This is a genomic window from Bradyrhizobium sp. Mp19, assembly GCF_029952935.1.
In the GTDB taxonomy this organism is placed as follows: Bacteria; Pseudomonadota; Alphaproteobacteria; order Rhizobiales; family Xanthobacteraceae; genus Bradyrhizobium; species Bradyrhizobium elkanii.
In genome coordinates, this window is record NZ_JASAUT010000004.1 from 270,197 (window position 1) to 284,112 (window position 13,916).

Consider the following 13,916-nt stretch of genomic DNA (forward strand, 5'->3'; position numbering starts at 1 on the left):
TTTCGTGGTTCCGACGAACTGGCGATCCACTCGAGCTTAACGCGGTACATCATGAACGTGTCCCTGACCCAGCCGGGCCAGGGATTCTCGATTTGAAGGACGGGTCACAAGAATGAACAGATCAGCAGCAAAGAAGATGAAGCAGCGCAGTGCCGGCAAGCCGGACATTGAGTTGGGCAAGCGGATTCGCCTGCGCCGTGTCGAGCAAAAGATCTCGCAGGCCGAACTCGGCGACAAGCTTGGCGTCAGCTTCCAGCAGGTTCAAAAGTACGAGAAGGGCGTCAACCGTGTCGGCGCTGCCCGCCTTCAGCAGATCGCGACGGCGCTGGATGTGCCGGTCACCTTCTTCTACGACGGCGACAACAAGGCCCGCGAAGTCGAGAGCCTGCTGTTCCTCGACAGCGCGTTCAGCCTCCGGTTGCTGCGCGCCTACAGCAAGATCAAGGATCAGACGGTGCAGCGTCAGCTGGTGTCGCTGATGGAATCGATCGCCGCCAACGAAGACTGAGCGCGGATCGGGTCGCGGCGCCGCGAACGCGATCCCACCACACCGCAACGGCCGGTCCGCCGGCCGCTGCGGCCGCACATGCCGGTCGGGCCGAGAAGATGTCGAAGCGCTGCCATCGCCGATGGCAGCGCTTTTTCTTGAGGCGCTTCTGTCTTTCAAGATTTTGTGATCCAGGCGGATAGCTTCAGTCCCGGCGCCGGATGCGCGGTCATGAAGCGGCGACGAGCATCCCGTCATGATCTTATCGCTCCACGTGAGCACGCGCGCAGATCGCCGCGCATGCGCGCCGCGCTTTTCCAACTCGCGCTCCGACTCCCATCTCGCGCAGCACATGCGCGCGCAATGCGTCGCTATTCTGTCGCGCGGCCAATTGTCGCCGCACATCGGGCGACCTCATAACTCCCGCATTTCCTCAGTTGAACCGGCGCCGCCAGAACCGAGTGCACAAGCCTGTCTTTTTTGTCGCAGCAACGAAGTGGCCCGCATGGACGTTTTCAGGCTTCAACCAAGGAGATCTCGATGAATATCAAGCTTGCCGTTATTGGACTCGCCGCGCTTGGAAGCGCAGCGTTGATGTCCGGCGCGGCATCTGCGATGCCCAACGGGCTTCCGCAAGCCAGTCACATCGCGGGCGAAACGTCCAATGTCGACAAGGTGCGCCAGGTCTGCGATCGCTGGGGCCGCTGCTACTGGCGACCGGGCGCATACGGCTACTACGGACCGCGCCATCACGGATGGCACCATCGTCCGCAATTCCACCATCGCCCGCATCATTACGGGCACCGCCCTCATCACGGCGGACATCATGGTGGCCATCACGGCGGTGGGCATCACGGCGGACACCGTCGCTAATCATCAGCGAGGGGGCTTCGGCCCCCTCACCTTTTTTGCGCTCAAGGTGCGAAGCGGCTTTCCCGTGCGACAAGCGCAAGGCGCCTTCTCCGTCGACGTGCGGTCAGCGCCGGCTACCCCTGTCCTGCCCGGCGGACGAGCGCGTTCTCGAGGAAGAGATACTCGATGCCGGTGCCGAGGAAGGTGTCGATGGCTTCGCGCGGGGTATTGACGATCGGCTGCCCCTTCACGTTGAAGCTCGTGTTCAGCACCATTTCGCGGCCGGTCGCCCGGCCGACGGCCCGCAGCAGCGCATGGAATTCCGGATTGTCCCTGACGTCGACCGTCTGCACGCGGGCCGAGCCGTTGACATGGGTGATCGCGGGCAGCACAGCGCGATGCTCGGGCCGCACGTCGGCGGTCATGATCATGTAGGGAAGCTCGAAACCCTTCGGCACTTCGAACCAGTGGTGGACCTGCTCGAGGCTGACCGCCGGCGCGAACGGGCGGAAGGCTTCGCGCATCTTGACCATCGCGTTGATGCGGTGACGCATCTCCGGATGACCGGGATCGGCCAGGATGCTGCGGTGTCCCAGTGCGCGGGGGCCGAATTCCATGCGTCCGCGGTACCAGCCGAGCACGCCTCCGGCCGCAATCAGCCTGGCCGCCACCGCGCAGGTCTCCTCCAGATCCGGAAAGCGCGTGATCTCTATGCGGCCGGCGGTGTCCGCGAGTGCCCTGTCGATCTCACTCTGCGCATGCGCGGGGCCGAGGAAGGGGACCGGCATCCGGACGTTCTCCACGCCGCGGTCGCGCGATGCTGACCAGAGCGCGGCGCCGAGCGCTGAGCCGTCGTCGCCGGCGGCCGGCTGAACGTAGATCTCGTCGAACAGGCCGGACTGCAGCAGGCGGCCGTTGGCGGTGCAGTTGAGCGCGACGCCGCCCGCCATCGCAAGCCTCCGCAGGCCGGTGCTGCGGCCGAAATGGCCGCAGATGTGGAGCATGACCCTGTCGAGGCATTCCTGCAGCGCAGCGGCGACGTCGCGATGGCCATCGGTGACGTCGCCGTCGGGCGCGCGGGCCGGGATCAGGTGTTCGCCGAGATGGCGTCGCGTCGCGCCGTAGGTTTCGCGATCGTGGCGCTCGGTGTTGAGACGGAGCAGAGGAATCCTGATCAGGCCGTCGTCGCGCAGCTCCACGGTCCGCTCGAAGAAAGCACCGTGGCGGGCGGGATCGCCGTAGGGAGCGAGGCCCATGATCTTGTATTCGTCGGAATTGAAATCGAAGCCGAGATGCAGCGTCAGGGTGGAATAGAGAATGCCGATCGAATCCTGTGCGGTGATTTCCGCGAGCTTGTCGATCTCGTTGTCGTGCGCGTGATAAACGGTGACGGCGTGGACCTCGCCCATGCCGTCGAGGATCACCACCAGGCATTCGTCCCAGCCGGAGGTGTAGTAGGCACTGGCGGCGTGGGACAGATGATGGTTGACGTGGTGGACCTTGCTGGCGGGAAATCCGCTCAGGTGCTTGTCCACTTGCGAGAGCAGTTTTTCACGCGAGAAGACCTCCCTGTATTGCTGGGCGGAGATCGGATCCAGCATGAAAGCGGCTTTGTAGGGCGCATAGTCGAAGCCGTGGGAGATCGCGTCGATATCGGCTGGCTTCAGGCCGGCGGTCTCAAGGCAATAGCTGACAGCGCCGATCGGAAAGTCGCCGGTATGCTTCTTGCGGCTGAAGCGCTCTTCGGCGGCACCGGCGACGATCCTGCCGTCGACCACCAGCACTGCTGCCGAATCGTGACCTTGGGAAATCCGGTATTCGCGTTCCTCGAGGCCCGGCCAGTGCTTCTTCTTGAAGGGGATCGAGTTCTCGAATCCGCTGATGCCGATTACTTTCGCCATCTTCAACACCCCCTGGACGTATCACGCGCAGGGAAATTTCGAGCATGTTCCGCGGCATCGTTGCAGAGGGACCGGGGAAATCAAGTTCCGCCAAACTGCCGCCCCGGAATAGTCGGCCGGCCATCCGTTCCGATCGTTTGACGGAGTACCTCCTTTGCGTCGGGGGACTTCGCGAACGCATCTGCTACAATATGACGCAGCTCTCTCCACCAAGCCACGGCGTTCCGACGCCTTTTTGGATGGAGGTCGATGATGGACGCGTTTTCCGATATTCGATTCGAAGTCTTCAGTACGTGCCCGCAATCCAGCGCGGTCGCGGCGGCGGACTATGTCGAACAGGTGCAGGCCGTCGCCCGCTGGAGCGAAGAGGCAGGCTGCAAGGGGATCCTCGTCTACACGGAGAATTCCCTGGTCGATCCCTGGCTCGTCTCGCAGATCATTCTGCAGAGCACCAAGGAGCTCTGTCCGCTGGTGGCGGTACAGCCGGTCTACATGCATCCCTACAGTATCGCCAAGATGGTGAGTTCGCTCGCGCATATGTACGGACGGCGGCTCTATCTGAACATGGTCGCAGGTGGCTACACGACAGAGCTGACGGCGCTCGGCGACACGACGGCGCACGACAAGCGCTACGCCAGGCTCATCGAGTACACCGGCATCATCAAGCGGCTGCTGGAGAACGCCGAGCCGGTGACCCTCGAAGGGCAATTCAATGCCGTCCGGAATCTCAGGATGACGCCGCCACTGCCGCCGGAGCTGCTGCCCGGCGTGTTCGTGTCGGGCTCCTCGGAAGCGGGGCTCGCGGCCGCCAAGGCGCTGGGGGCGACGCCGGTGAGATATCCCAAGCCGGCCGCAGAGTACGGACCGGCTGATACCGCCGACTGCACGGGTTCGGGCGTGCGCGTCGGCGTCATCGCCCGCCCGAGCGCCGACGAAGCCTGGCGGGTCGCGCATGAGCGCTTCCCGACCGACAAGAAGGGGCAACTGGCGCACAAGCTCGCCATGAAGGTCTCGGATTCGGCGTGGCACAAGCAGATGTCCGACCTTGCGGCCCAGACGGCCGTCACCCAGGACACTCCCTATTGGCTGGTGCCGTTCGAAAACTACAAGACCTTCTGCCCGTACCTTGTCGGCAATTATAGAGTCGTGTCCGACGAACTCGCGCGCTACGCCGCGGCCGGCTACGGGACGTTCATCCTCGACATCCCGCCCACCCGCGAGGAACTGATCCATACGGGCGAGGTCTTCGGACTGGCGCTGACGAAGGCCCGGCGTCTGAAGTCATCAGCGCTTCGCGATCCGGCGCGTCAGGGCCTGGGAGGCTAGGCCAGACGAGGATCGCGCGATGGAGCTGCGCACAGACGGATCGCGACGGGGGTTGTGGACGGGCTTCCTGCGCGCGGCGCAGCTGTTTCCCGACCGTCCTGCCGTGGTCGCGCAGGGCACGTCGCTGTCGTATCGGCAGCTTCGCGAGGTCGTCGTCCGCATCGCGGCCTGCATCCAGGCCCATCGCGAGGGGTCGTGGACGCCTCTGACCGCCGTGTTCGCGCATCGCAGCGCGACAGCGTTCGCCGGCGTACTCGGATCGCTTCTGGCGGGGAACGGCTACGTGCCGCTGAACCGCACATTCCCGCTCGAGCGGACCAGGTCGATGTTCGTCCGTTCAGAGTGCCGCTCGATCATCGTCGACGCGGAATCCTTGCCGCAGATGGACGCGCTCCTGGAGGGCGAGGACGAACGGCTGCTCGTGATCGCTCCCGGTCTCGAGGATCCGCGCCCCTATCGCGAACGATGGCCACGGCACGCCGTCGTCGGGGCCGCCGATCTCGAACGATACGCCGATTGGCGCGAGCCGGACGCGCGCGAGGACGCGATCGCCTATCTGCTGTTCACGTCCGGCAGCACCGGGATCCCGAAAGGGGTGATGGTCGCGCACCGCAACGTCGTCGCCTATATCGATCATGTCGCAGAGCGCTTCGCCATCACGGAGCTCGACGTCGTCTCACAGACGTTCGACATGACGTTCGACCTGTCGGCTTCCGACATGTTCGTGGCGTGGGAACGCGGCGCGTGCGTCTGCTGCCTCTCGCAGAAGACGCTGATCAATCCAGGGCGGTTCATCCGCGAGCAGGGGCTGACGGTCTGGTTCTCGGTGCCCTCGATGGTCGCGCTGATGAAACAGTCCGGCCTTCTGAAGCCGGGAGGGTTTCCCTCGCTCAGGCTGAGCCTGTTCTGCGGCGAGCCGCTGCCCGTCAGCTGCGTCGAGGCCTGGGCGATGGCCGCGCCGAACAGCGTCGTGGAGAACGTCTACGGACCCACCGAGCTGACCATCGCGTGCACCGGCTACCGGTGGGATCCGAAGCGGGCGCCGACTGAATCGGAGATGGGGATCGTGCCGATCGGCGCTCCGTTCCCGGGAATGGCCGTGCTCGTCGTCGACGAGTGGCTGAACGAGGTCGCGCCGGGCGCGGACGGCGAACTGCTGATGAGCGGTCCGCAGATGTCGCTCGGCTACTGGAAGGATCCCGAGAAGACCGCTGCGGCCTTCGTCGTCCCGCCCGGACGGAAGGAGGTGTTCTACCGGACCGGCGACCGCGTGCGCCGGCCCGCCGGCGACGGTCCCCTGACCCATCTTGGCCGCATGGATTCCCAGGTGAAGATCCTCGGGCACAGGGTCGAGCTCGGCGAGGTCGAGGCGGTGGTGCGCGAGGCCTCGGGCGTCGACGGCGTCGTGGCGATCGGCTGGCCCATCACTTCGAGCGGCTACGGCGGCATCGAGGTGCTCATCGAAGGAGAGCCGGTGGATCTCGACCGGCTGCGCGAGGCGGTCGCCGCCCGACTGCCGGACTACATGGTCCCGAGACGATGGCACATCCGCAGCCGGTTGCCCCGCAACGCCAACGGCAAATACGACCGCAAGGCCATGCCGGCGGTTTTGGGAGACGGTCAATGAACGGTCCGACCCCGAACGACGTTCGCTCGTTCTTTGGAGCCTTCCTCAACCGGAAGCTGGAGGACCGCGGACAGCGTCCGCTGCGCGACCTTCCCGACGACTATGACCTGCTGCTGTCGGGCGCGCTCGATTCGCTGGCCTTCGTCGAGATGATGATGGCGGCGGGCGAGCACTTCGACAGGGAAATCGATTTCGAGAACCTCGACCCCGAACGGATGACGCTGATCGGCCCGTTGTGCCTGTTCGTATCAGAGCAATTGACGCAGCCTGGGTGGCGAAACGGGGCGACCGGGTCGCCGCCGCCACTCGGCTAGGGAGGTTTGATGGCGGGGACCCAAATTCAGACGCGGTCCAGATATCACGCCGCCGACATCCTGCTCCGGCTGCTGAAAAGCCGGCGGCCGCCGGCGTCCGCTCAAGCTGAAGCGGCGCCGTTCTCCGCAAGCGCGTTGGCACCGGCGAAGCAGAGGGAGGTCCGGTTCGCGGATTTCGAAAGCGTCGCGAAGCTGAAGGAACGCGGCGGACTTGCAAAAGACAGTCCGGAGAACTGGGATCGGCTCTGGCGGCACAATCCCGCGATAGCTGCCGCCAAATCACAGCCCAGCATGGGGTGGGTGCTGGAGACCGCGCAAGGGATTGTCGGGTACCAGGGAAGCGTTTCCATGCTCTACCAGTTCGAAGGCCGAACGATGATCGCCGCGACGGCCGCCGGCCTGGTGATCGAGCCGGCCTACCGCACGCGCTGCATCACGCTGCTGGCTTCGTTCTTCCGGCAGCGCGATATCGATCTCTTCGTGATCACGCATTCGACCGCATCCGTGGTCAGTCAGTCAAAAGCCCTTCATGCGAGGCCGTTGCCTCATCCCGACTATGACAAGGTGCTGTTCTGGATCCTGGATGTCCATCAGTTCGCGCGGGTGCTCGCGGCGAAGTTCGGCCTCGGGAGCGGAATGGAGGCCGTCGGAGCCTTCCTTGCCTCGTCGGCCCTGCGGCTGGATACGCTGTGTCGCGGGCCACGGGGCCTCCCGATCAGCAAAATAACCGAAATCGAGGTGAACGACATCGGGGATGAATTCGAAGCGCTGTGGCGGCGCAAATTGGGCGAGGTCCCTCGGTTGCTGGCGGATCGAAGTCCCGCCTCTCTCAGGTGGCACTTCACGCTGCCGGGGAGCTGTTCGACGGTTGCCGTGCTCTGCTGCCATCGATTCCAGCGCTTGGCGGGGTATGCCGTCGTGCTGCATGCGATCGACCGCGAAACCGGTTTGCGACGGTCGATGCTCGCCGACATCCTGGTGGAGCAGGACGACCCTGATGTGACCGAGGCGCTGCTCGATGCGGCCTATGCGAACGCGGTCGCTTCGGGCGGTCATCTCTTCGAGGTGGTTGGCCTGCCCGGACATATCAGGCAGATCCTGACGAGATGGAAACCCTACGTCAGGACGTACCCGACCGATCCGCTCATCTACAAGACAACGGATGAGGCCTTGGCCCGCGCCCTCGAAGACGAGAACGCCTGGTACGCCGGCCCGTTCGACGGCGACGCAACGCTGCTGCCGTGACGACTCCGGTCGGCCGGCGTGGCGGAACGAGGCGGGCTCGGTCTCGTCACCGTCAAAGCGCTGCCAGCACCGCCTTCGCGACATCGGTCGTGCCGTTGCTGCCGCCGAACTCACACGGCTTGATGCCGTCGGCGTAGACCTTGTCGACGGCGCGCTCGATCCGCTCTCCGGCTTCGGCGGCGCTTTCGAGTCCATGCTTGTCGGCGAGCCAGTCCAGCATCATCGCGGCCGACAGGATCATCGCGGTCGGATTGGCCTTGCCCTGCCCCATGATGTCGGGCGCCGTGCCATGACACGGCTGAAACACCGCGTAGCGGTCGCCGATATCGGCCGACGGCGCCATGCCCATGCCGCCGATCAGACCGGCGGTGAGATCGGACAGGATGTCGCCGAACATGTTCTCGGTCACCATGACGTCGAAGTCCCACGGACGCTTCACCAGCGCTGCCGCGGTCGCATCGATGTAGAGGTGGTCGGCCCTGACGTCGGGATGACGCTTCGCGGTCTCGTCGAAGATGTTCCGGAAGAATGCGAACGCCTTGAACACGTTCGCCTTGTCGACGCAGGTCAGCCCGCCATTGACCTTGCCGCGCGCCTTGCGGCGTTCGGCGAGCCGGAACGAAAACTCGAACAGCCGCTCGGAGGTCCGCCGCGTAATCACCATCGTCTCGCGCGCCTCTCTCTCGGTGACGACTCCCTTGCCCATCGAGGCGAACAGGCCCTCGGTCGATTCCCGGATCACGACGAGATCGATGCCCTTCCGATCGGCGCCGACGATCGTGCTCGATACACCGGGGATCAATCGCGCGGGCCGCACGCCGGCATAGAGATCGAAGATCATCCGCAATTCGATCTGCGGCGCGATCTCGGTGTTGTCGGGGTAGCGCACCGACGGCAGGCCGCAGGCTCCGAGCAGGATCGCGTCGGCCTCCTCGCACAACCGGATCGTGCTCTCCGGCATCGACTTGCCGGTTTCCCTGTAATGGCCCGCGCCGGCCGGCGCCTCGGTGAAGCGGAATTTGAGACCGGCCGACGCCTCGATCTTGCGTAGCACGTCGAGCGCCGGCGCCATCACCTCAGGGCCGATGCCGTCGCCACCGAGGACTGCGATGTGGAGTGCGTCGTTGGCGGACATGGGATTCTCCGGAACACAACAGTCATTCCGGGGCGATGCGGAGCATCGAACCCGGAATCTCGAGATTCCGGGTCTGGTGCTGACGCACCATCCCGGAATGACGGCGACTCGATCTACGGCGTCAGCACCGCGCGGCCGACCAGCTGGCCCTTCTGCAGATTGGTCAGCGCCTCGTTCGCCTTTGCCAGCGGCATCGGCGTGACCGGGATCGCCGGAACCTTCTTGGTCCGCACCAGGTCGAGCAGCTCCTGGGTCTCGCGCAGATTGCCGACATAGCTGCCCTGGATGGTGACCGCCTTGATCGGGATCAGCGGCAACGCCCAGGGCGCGCCGCCGCCGAACAGGCCGACGATCACGAGCTTGCCGCCCTTGGTCAGGCAGTCGAAGCCGAGTTGCGAGGTCTGGGCGTTGCCGACCAGGTCGATCGCGGCACGGATCGGCTGGCCGGCCTTCTTGACGAGTTGTTCCAGCGCGTCGGGCGCCTTGCCGTCGACGGTCGCGAGCGCGCCGGCGGCTTCGGCCGCCTCGCGCTTCCTGGCGTCGATATCGACCACGATCGCGCCCTTGCCGCCCATCGCCTTCAACAGCGAGAGCGCCATCAGGCCAAGACCGCCGGCGCCGAAGATCACGATCGGCGTGTCGAGATCCTTCTCGACCTTCTTCAGCGCGCTGTAGGTCGTGACACCGGAGCAGGCATAGGGCGCGGCCGTGACGGGATCGAGCCCCTTGAGGTTCAGCAGATACTTCGGATGCGGCACCGTCATGTGGTCGGCGTAGCCGCCGTCGCAATAGACGCCGAGCGCATTCGGCTTGATCGCGCACATGTTCTCGTCGCCGCCGAGGCAGGTCGGGCATTTGCCGCAGCCGAGCCAGGGATAGGCCAGCGTGACATCGCCGACCTTGAGGCCGCCCTTGTCGGCGTCCTTGACGTCGGGCCCGAAGGCAACGATCTCGCCGACCGTCTCATGGCCCATCGTGCGCGGCAGCGAGACGCCGCGATCCTTCAGCGACAGCGGCTTGCGGCCGTGGCCGAGATCATAGCCGCCCTCCCAGATATGCAGATCGCTGTGGCAGACGCCGGCGGCCTTGACCTTGATCAGCACCTGCGTTCCCGACGGCTGCGGCGTCGGCTGATCGACCTCCTTCAAGGGGGCGTTGAAATCGACGACCTGGAAACTCTTCATCGCTGTTCTCCCGTAGCTTGTTCTTGCGGCGGACCTTGCCACGCCTGCCCGTCCGGGACAAACGCGGTGTCGGCCTCCGGATATTTAGATCAGGGGATGATGGCAAGCCGCGAACTGGCCCGGCGCAACCACGCGCAGTTCCGGCACCTCGCTGGCGCAGCGCGCATCGGCCCGCGGGCAGCGGGTGCGGAAGCGGCAGCCGGAGGGAGGAGCGATCGGCGACGGCGGCTCGCCGACCGGCACGCTTTGGGTCGGGCGGACATCCGGATCCGGCACCGGGATCGCCTCGATCAGCAGCGCGGTATAGGGATGCGCCGGCCGTGCAAACAACTGCTCCGACGGACCGACCTCGCAGAGCCGGCCGAGATACATCACCGCGACGCGATCTGAGACCGCCTTCACCACGGCGAGGTCGTGGGCGATGAACAGCAGGGTCAGGCCGTAGCGCGCCTTCATCTCTTCCAGCAGATTGAGGATCTGGGCACGGATCGAGACATCGAGCGCGGACACCGGCTCGTCGCAGATCACGAATTCCGGATTGAGCACCAGCGAGCGGGCGATGCAGATGCGCTGGCATTGTCCGCCGGAGAATTCATGCGGCAGGCGCCCGCTCACCAGCGCCGGATCGAGGCCGACCGCCGACAGCACGTCGCTGACGCGCCGCCGGCGTTCCTCGGGATCCTTGACGCCCGCGATCACCAGCGGCTCGGCGACGATGTCGCCGATTCGCCGCCGCGGATTGAGCGAAGCGATCGGGTCCTGGAAGATCAGCTGCACGCGCCGGCGCATCTTGCGCAGCGCCTCGCCCTTCAGGGCGGTGAGATCGTGCCCGTCGAACAGCACCTTGCCGGAGACGGCCTGGCGCAATTGCAGCACGGCGCGGCCGAGCGTGGACTTGCCGCAGCCGGATTCGCCGACCAGCCCCAGCGTCTCGCCGCGCGCGATCTCGAGACTGACATCGGAGACGGCATGGATGGTCTTGCCTCCCACCGAATATTCGACAACGAGGTTTTCCACCTTCATCAGCGGATCGGGTGCGGCCTGCAGCATCATGCGCCGACCCCCGCGGTGATCGGATGGAAGCAGGCGTAGAGATGCTCCGGCGTCTCCGCCCGGCTGAGCTGCGGCTTCTCCGCGCCGCAGCGCTCCGCGGAATAGCGGCAGCGCGGCGAGAACGAGCAACCCTTGAGCGGTCGGGTCGGATCGGGCGGCCGTCCCGAAATCGCCGGCAGCGGCGTATGCGGCGCGACGTCGAGCTTCGGCAGCGCCGCAAGCAGCGCCTCGGTGTAGGGCATCCGCATCTGCTTGAACAATGCCGACGTCGGCGCGCGTTCGACGACGCGCCCGGCATACATCACCGCGACCTCGTCGGTGCGGCCGGCGACCACGCCGAGGTCATGCGTGATGATGATCATCGCCATGTGACGGCGCTGCTGCTCGCGCGCCAAGAGATCGAGGATCTGGGCCTGGATCGTGACGTCGAGCGCGGTGGTCGGCTCGTCCGCGATCAGGAGCTGCGGCTCGCAGGACAGCGCCACCGCGATCGCGACGCGCTGGCGCATGCCGCCGGAGAGCTGGTGCGGATATTGCGCCAGGCGCTGCTCGGGCGCGGGAATGCCGACCGCCGCCAACAGTTCGATGCTGCGCTGCCGGGCCTGGGCCAGATCGAGTTCGAGATGTTCTACAATGGTCTCGATCAGCTGGGTGCCGATGGTCAGCACCGGATTGAGCGAGGTCATCGGGTCCTGGAACACGACCGCGAGCGAGCGGCCGCGCAGCTTGCGCAATTTCTCCGCCGGCAGTTTCGTCAGATCCTGCCCGTCGAACATCACGCGGCCGGACAGTTTCGCCTTTTTTGGCAGCAGCTGCAGGATCGCGCGCGACAGCATGGTCTTGCCGCACCCGGACTCGCCGACGATGCCGAGCGTCCTGCCAGCGCCGACGGCAAGATCGACATGATCGACCGCCCGCAGATTGCCGCGTGGCGTCGGCAGGTCGACCACCGCATTCTCGACCGAGAGCAGCGTCCGGCTCATAGCGCCCCCTGCCTCGGATCAGTCAGCGCGCGCATCGTATCGCCGATCAGGTTGAACGAAAGCACGGTCAGGAACATCGCGATCGCCGGAATGAAGGCGAGCCGCGGCGCCACCTCGAGGCTTTCGCGGCCCTCCCCGATCATGCTGCCCCAGCTCGAGATCGGCGGCGGCACGCCGAGACCGAGGAACGACAGCGACCCCTCGACCACGATGGTGACGGCGACGCCAAGCAGGAAGAAGGCGAGCAGCGGCAGCATCACATTGGGCAGCAGCTCGCGCAGCAGGATGCGCGCATGCGTAGCGCCGAGCGCCTGCGCCGCGATGACGAATTCGCGCCGCGCCAGCGACAAGGTCGCCGCCCGCGCCACCCGCATGAAGGCGGGAATGCCGAGCACGCCGAGGATGCAGGTCAGATTGAAGATCGACTGGCCGAGATAGGCGGTGACTGCAAGCGCCAGGATCAGCGGCGGGAACGCCAGCAGCACGTCCATGCTGCCGACCACGAAGGATTCGAACCGGCCGCGGAAATAGCCCGCGAGCATGCCGAGCGCGCCGCCGATGGTGACACCGATCATCGGTGCGCAGAGGCCGACGATCAGCGAGATGCGCGCGCCATAGATCAGCCGCGACAGCTCGTCACGGCCGAGACCGTCAGTGCCGAGCCAATGCTCGGCCGAAATCGGCGCCCGCCGCTCCAGCATGTCCATGTCGGTCGGGCTCGGCAGCGGCAGCAGGTCGGCAAAGATCGCGACCGCGAACACCAGCGCCATCCAGCCGATCGCGATCCAGAACAGCATGCCGAGCCCGCGGCGGCGCCGGGCCGGCGTCGTTCCGGCCTCTTCCTCGAGGCTGAGCTCAAGCGTGGCCATGGCGAATCCTCGGATCGAGAAGGGCGTAGAGCATGTCGACGACGAAGTTCATGATCACGAAGCCCGCGGCGACCAGCAGCACCACGCCCTGCAGGATGATCAGATCGCGGGTATAGATCGCGCCGACCAGGAGGCGGCCGATCCCCGGCAAGGCGAAGATCGACTCGACGATGACGGCGCCGCCGATCAGGCGGCCGATATTGATGCCGGTGATGGTGACGAGCGTCAGCGACGACGGCTTCAGCGCGTGCACGAACAGGATGCGCGACGGCTTGAGGCCCTTCGCCTTGGCGAGCGCGATATAGTCCTCCTGCAGCGCTGCGATCATGTCGGAGCGCAGCACGCGCATGATGCCCGGCCATTCCGCAAGCCCGAGGGTCAGCGCCGGCAGCACCATGAAGCGCAGATTGGCGACCGGGTCCTCGGTGAACGGCACATAGCCGGTCGCCGGCAGCAGGCGCAGCTCGACCGCAAACAGATAGATCAAGAGGATCGCGGACAGGAAGGTCGGCACCGACAGCATGCCGAACGCCGAGCCGGTCATGAAGCGGTCGAACGCGCTGCCGGCCTTGGCCGCGCAGGCGATCGCGAGCGGCACGCCGATCGCAAGCCCGATCAGCTCGGCCAGGATCATCAGCTCGAACGAGACCGGGATGCGTTCGCTGACGGCCTGCAACACGGTCTGTCCGGTGCGGAAGGACCGTCCGAAATCACCCTGCAGGATGTGCCACAGCCAGCCGAGATAGCGCAGCCAGATCGGCTGATCGAGCCCCATGTCGTGACGCAGGGCCGCGACGTTCTCGGGCGTCGCCTGGTCGCCGAGGATCACGTAGGCCAGATCGCCAGGCAACAGCGAGGCGATCACGAAGGTCAGCACCGAGACCGCGATCAGCACCGGTACAAGGTACAGGAGCCTGCGCGCGACGAAGAACAGCATGAA

General features: G+C 65.7%; 13 protein-coding genes. 6 read left to right on the forward strand and 7 right to left on the reverse strand.

What is annotated here, in order from left to right; genetic code table 11:
• Positions 1 to 112 precede the first annotated feature (112 nt).
• Entirely contained in the window at positions 113 to 508 is a 396-nt protein-coding gene (locus QJT82_RS07775) for a helix-turn-helix transcriptional regulator (RefSeq protein WP_016844123.1), read from the forward strand.
• Positions 509 to 1,027: 519 nt separating this feature from the next.
• The gene (locus tag QJT82_RS07780; protein WP_155258344.1) at positions 1,028 to 1,360 is read left to right on the forward strand and encodes a hypothetical protein; all 333 of its coding nucleotides are present in this window, start codon (positions 1,028 to 1,030) and stop codon (positions 1,358 to 1,360) included.
• Between the two features lie 113 nt (positions 1,361 to 1,473).
• On the opposite strand, the gene QJT82_RS07785 is transcribed toward QJT82_RS07780, so the two are convergent.
• On the reverse strand, positions 1,474 to 3,240 hold the full coding sequence (locus tag QJT82_RS07785; RefSeq protein ID WP_028338866.1) for a carbamoyltransferase C-terminal domain-containing protein: 1,767 nt from the start codon (positions 3,238 to 3,240) through the stop codon (positions 1,474 to 1,476).
• Between the two features lie 252 nt (positions 3,241 to 3,492).
• Here QJT82_RS07785 and QJT82_RS07790 point away from each other — a divergent pair, with 252 nt between their 5' ends.
• From QJT82_RS07790 to QJT82_RS07805, 4 genes are read left to right on the forward strand one after another with little or no spacing between them, the layout of a single operon-like run.
• Positions 3,493 to 4,566, forward strand: a complete 1,074-nt coding sequence (locus QJT82_RS07790) for an LLM class flavin-dependent oxidoreductase (RefSeq protein WP_259266144.1) — start codon at positions 3,493 to 3,495, stop codon at positions 4,564 to 4,566.
• A 19-nt stretch (positions 4,567 to 4,585) separates the two neighbouring features.
• The gene (locus tag QJT82_RS07795) at positions 4,586 to 6,193 is read left to right on the forward strand and encodes an amino acid adenylation domain-containing protein (protein ID WP_035630958.1); all 1,608 of its coding nucleotides are present in this window, start codon (positions 4,586 to 4,588) and stop codon (positions 6,191 to 6,193) included.
• Complete coding sequence (locus tag QJT82_RS07800; protein WP_028338868.1) at positions 6,190 to 6,507, forward strand: acyl carrier protein; 318 nt, start codon at positions 6,190 to 6,192, stop codon at positions 6,505 to 6,507. Before QJT82_RS07795 ends, QJT82_RS07800 begins: the two co-directional genes overlap by 4 nt.
• A 6-nt stretch (positions 6,508 to 6,513) precedes the next feature.
• A complete protein-coding gene (locus QJT82_RS07805; protein WP_264641708.1) occupies positions 6,514 to 7,752 on the forward strand; it encodes a hypothetical protein in 1,239 nt (412 codons plus the stop codon).
• Between the two features lie 52 nt (positions 7,753 to 7,804).
• Here the strand turns inward: QJT82_RS07805 and QJT82_RS07810 are convergent, their stop codons facing one another.
• From QJT82_RS07810 to QJT82_RS07835, 6 genes are all read right to left on the reverse strand, one after another.
• Positions 7,805 to 8,887, reverse strand: coding sequence for an isocitrate/isopropylmalate dehydrogenase family protein (locus tag QJT82_RS07810; protein WP_028338870.1), 1,083 nt, complete (start codon positions 8,885 to 8,887; stop codon positions 7,805 to 7,807).
• Between the two features lie 113 nt (positions 8,888 to 9,000).
• Positions 9,001 to 10,071 (reverse strand): alcohol dehydrogenase, encoded by a 1,071-nt coding sequence (locus tag QJT82_RS07815; RefSeq protein ID WP_028338871.1) that lies wholly within the window; start codon positions 10,069 to 10,071, stop codon positions 9,001 to 9,003.
• A gap of 84 nt (positions 10,072 to 10,155) precedes the next feature.
• Positions 10,156 to 11,124, reverse strand: a complete 969-nt coding sequence (locus QJT82_RS07820) for an oligopeptide/dipeptide ABC transporter ATP-binding protein (RefSeq protein WP_028338872.1) — start codon at positions 11,122 to 11,124, stop codon at positions 10,156 to 10,158.
• Complete coding sequence (locus QJT82_RS07825; RefSeq protein ID WP_028338873.1) at positions 11,121 to 12,107, reverse strand: ABC transporter ATP-binding protein; 987 nt, start codon at positions 12,105 to 12,107, stop codon at positions 11,121 to 11,123. Before QJT82_RS07825 ends, QJT82_RS07820 begins: the two co-directional genes overlap by 4 nt.
• A complete protein-coding gene (locus QJT82_RS07830; RefSeq protein ID WP_028338874.1) occupies positions 12,104 to 12,976 on the reverse strand; it encodes an ABC transporter permease in 873 nt (290 codons plus the stop codon). Before QJT82_RS07830 ends, QJT82_RS07825 begins: the two co-directional genes overlap by 4 nt.
• On the reverse strand, positions 12,963 to 13,913 hold the full coding sequence (locus QJT82_RS07835; protein WP_028338875.1) for an ABC transporter permease: 951 nt from the start codon (positions 13,911 to 13,913) through the stop codon (positions 12,963 to 12,965). Before QJT82_RS07835 ends, QJT82_RS07830 begins: the two co-directional genes overlap by 14 nt.
• Between the last annotated feature and the right edge of the window lie 3 nt (positions 13,914 to 13,916).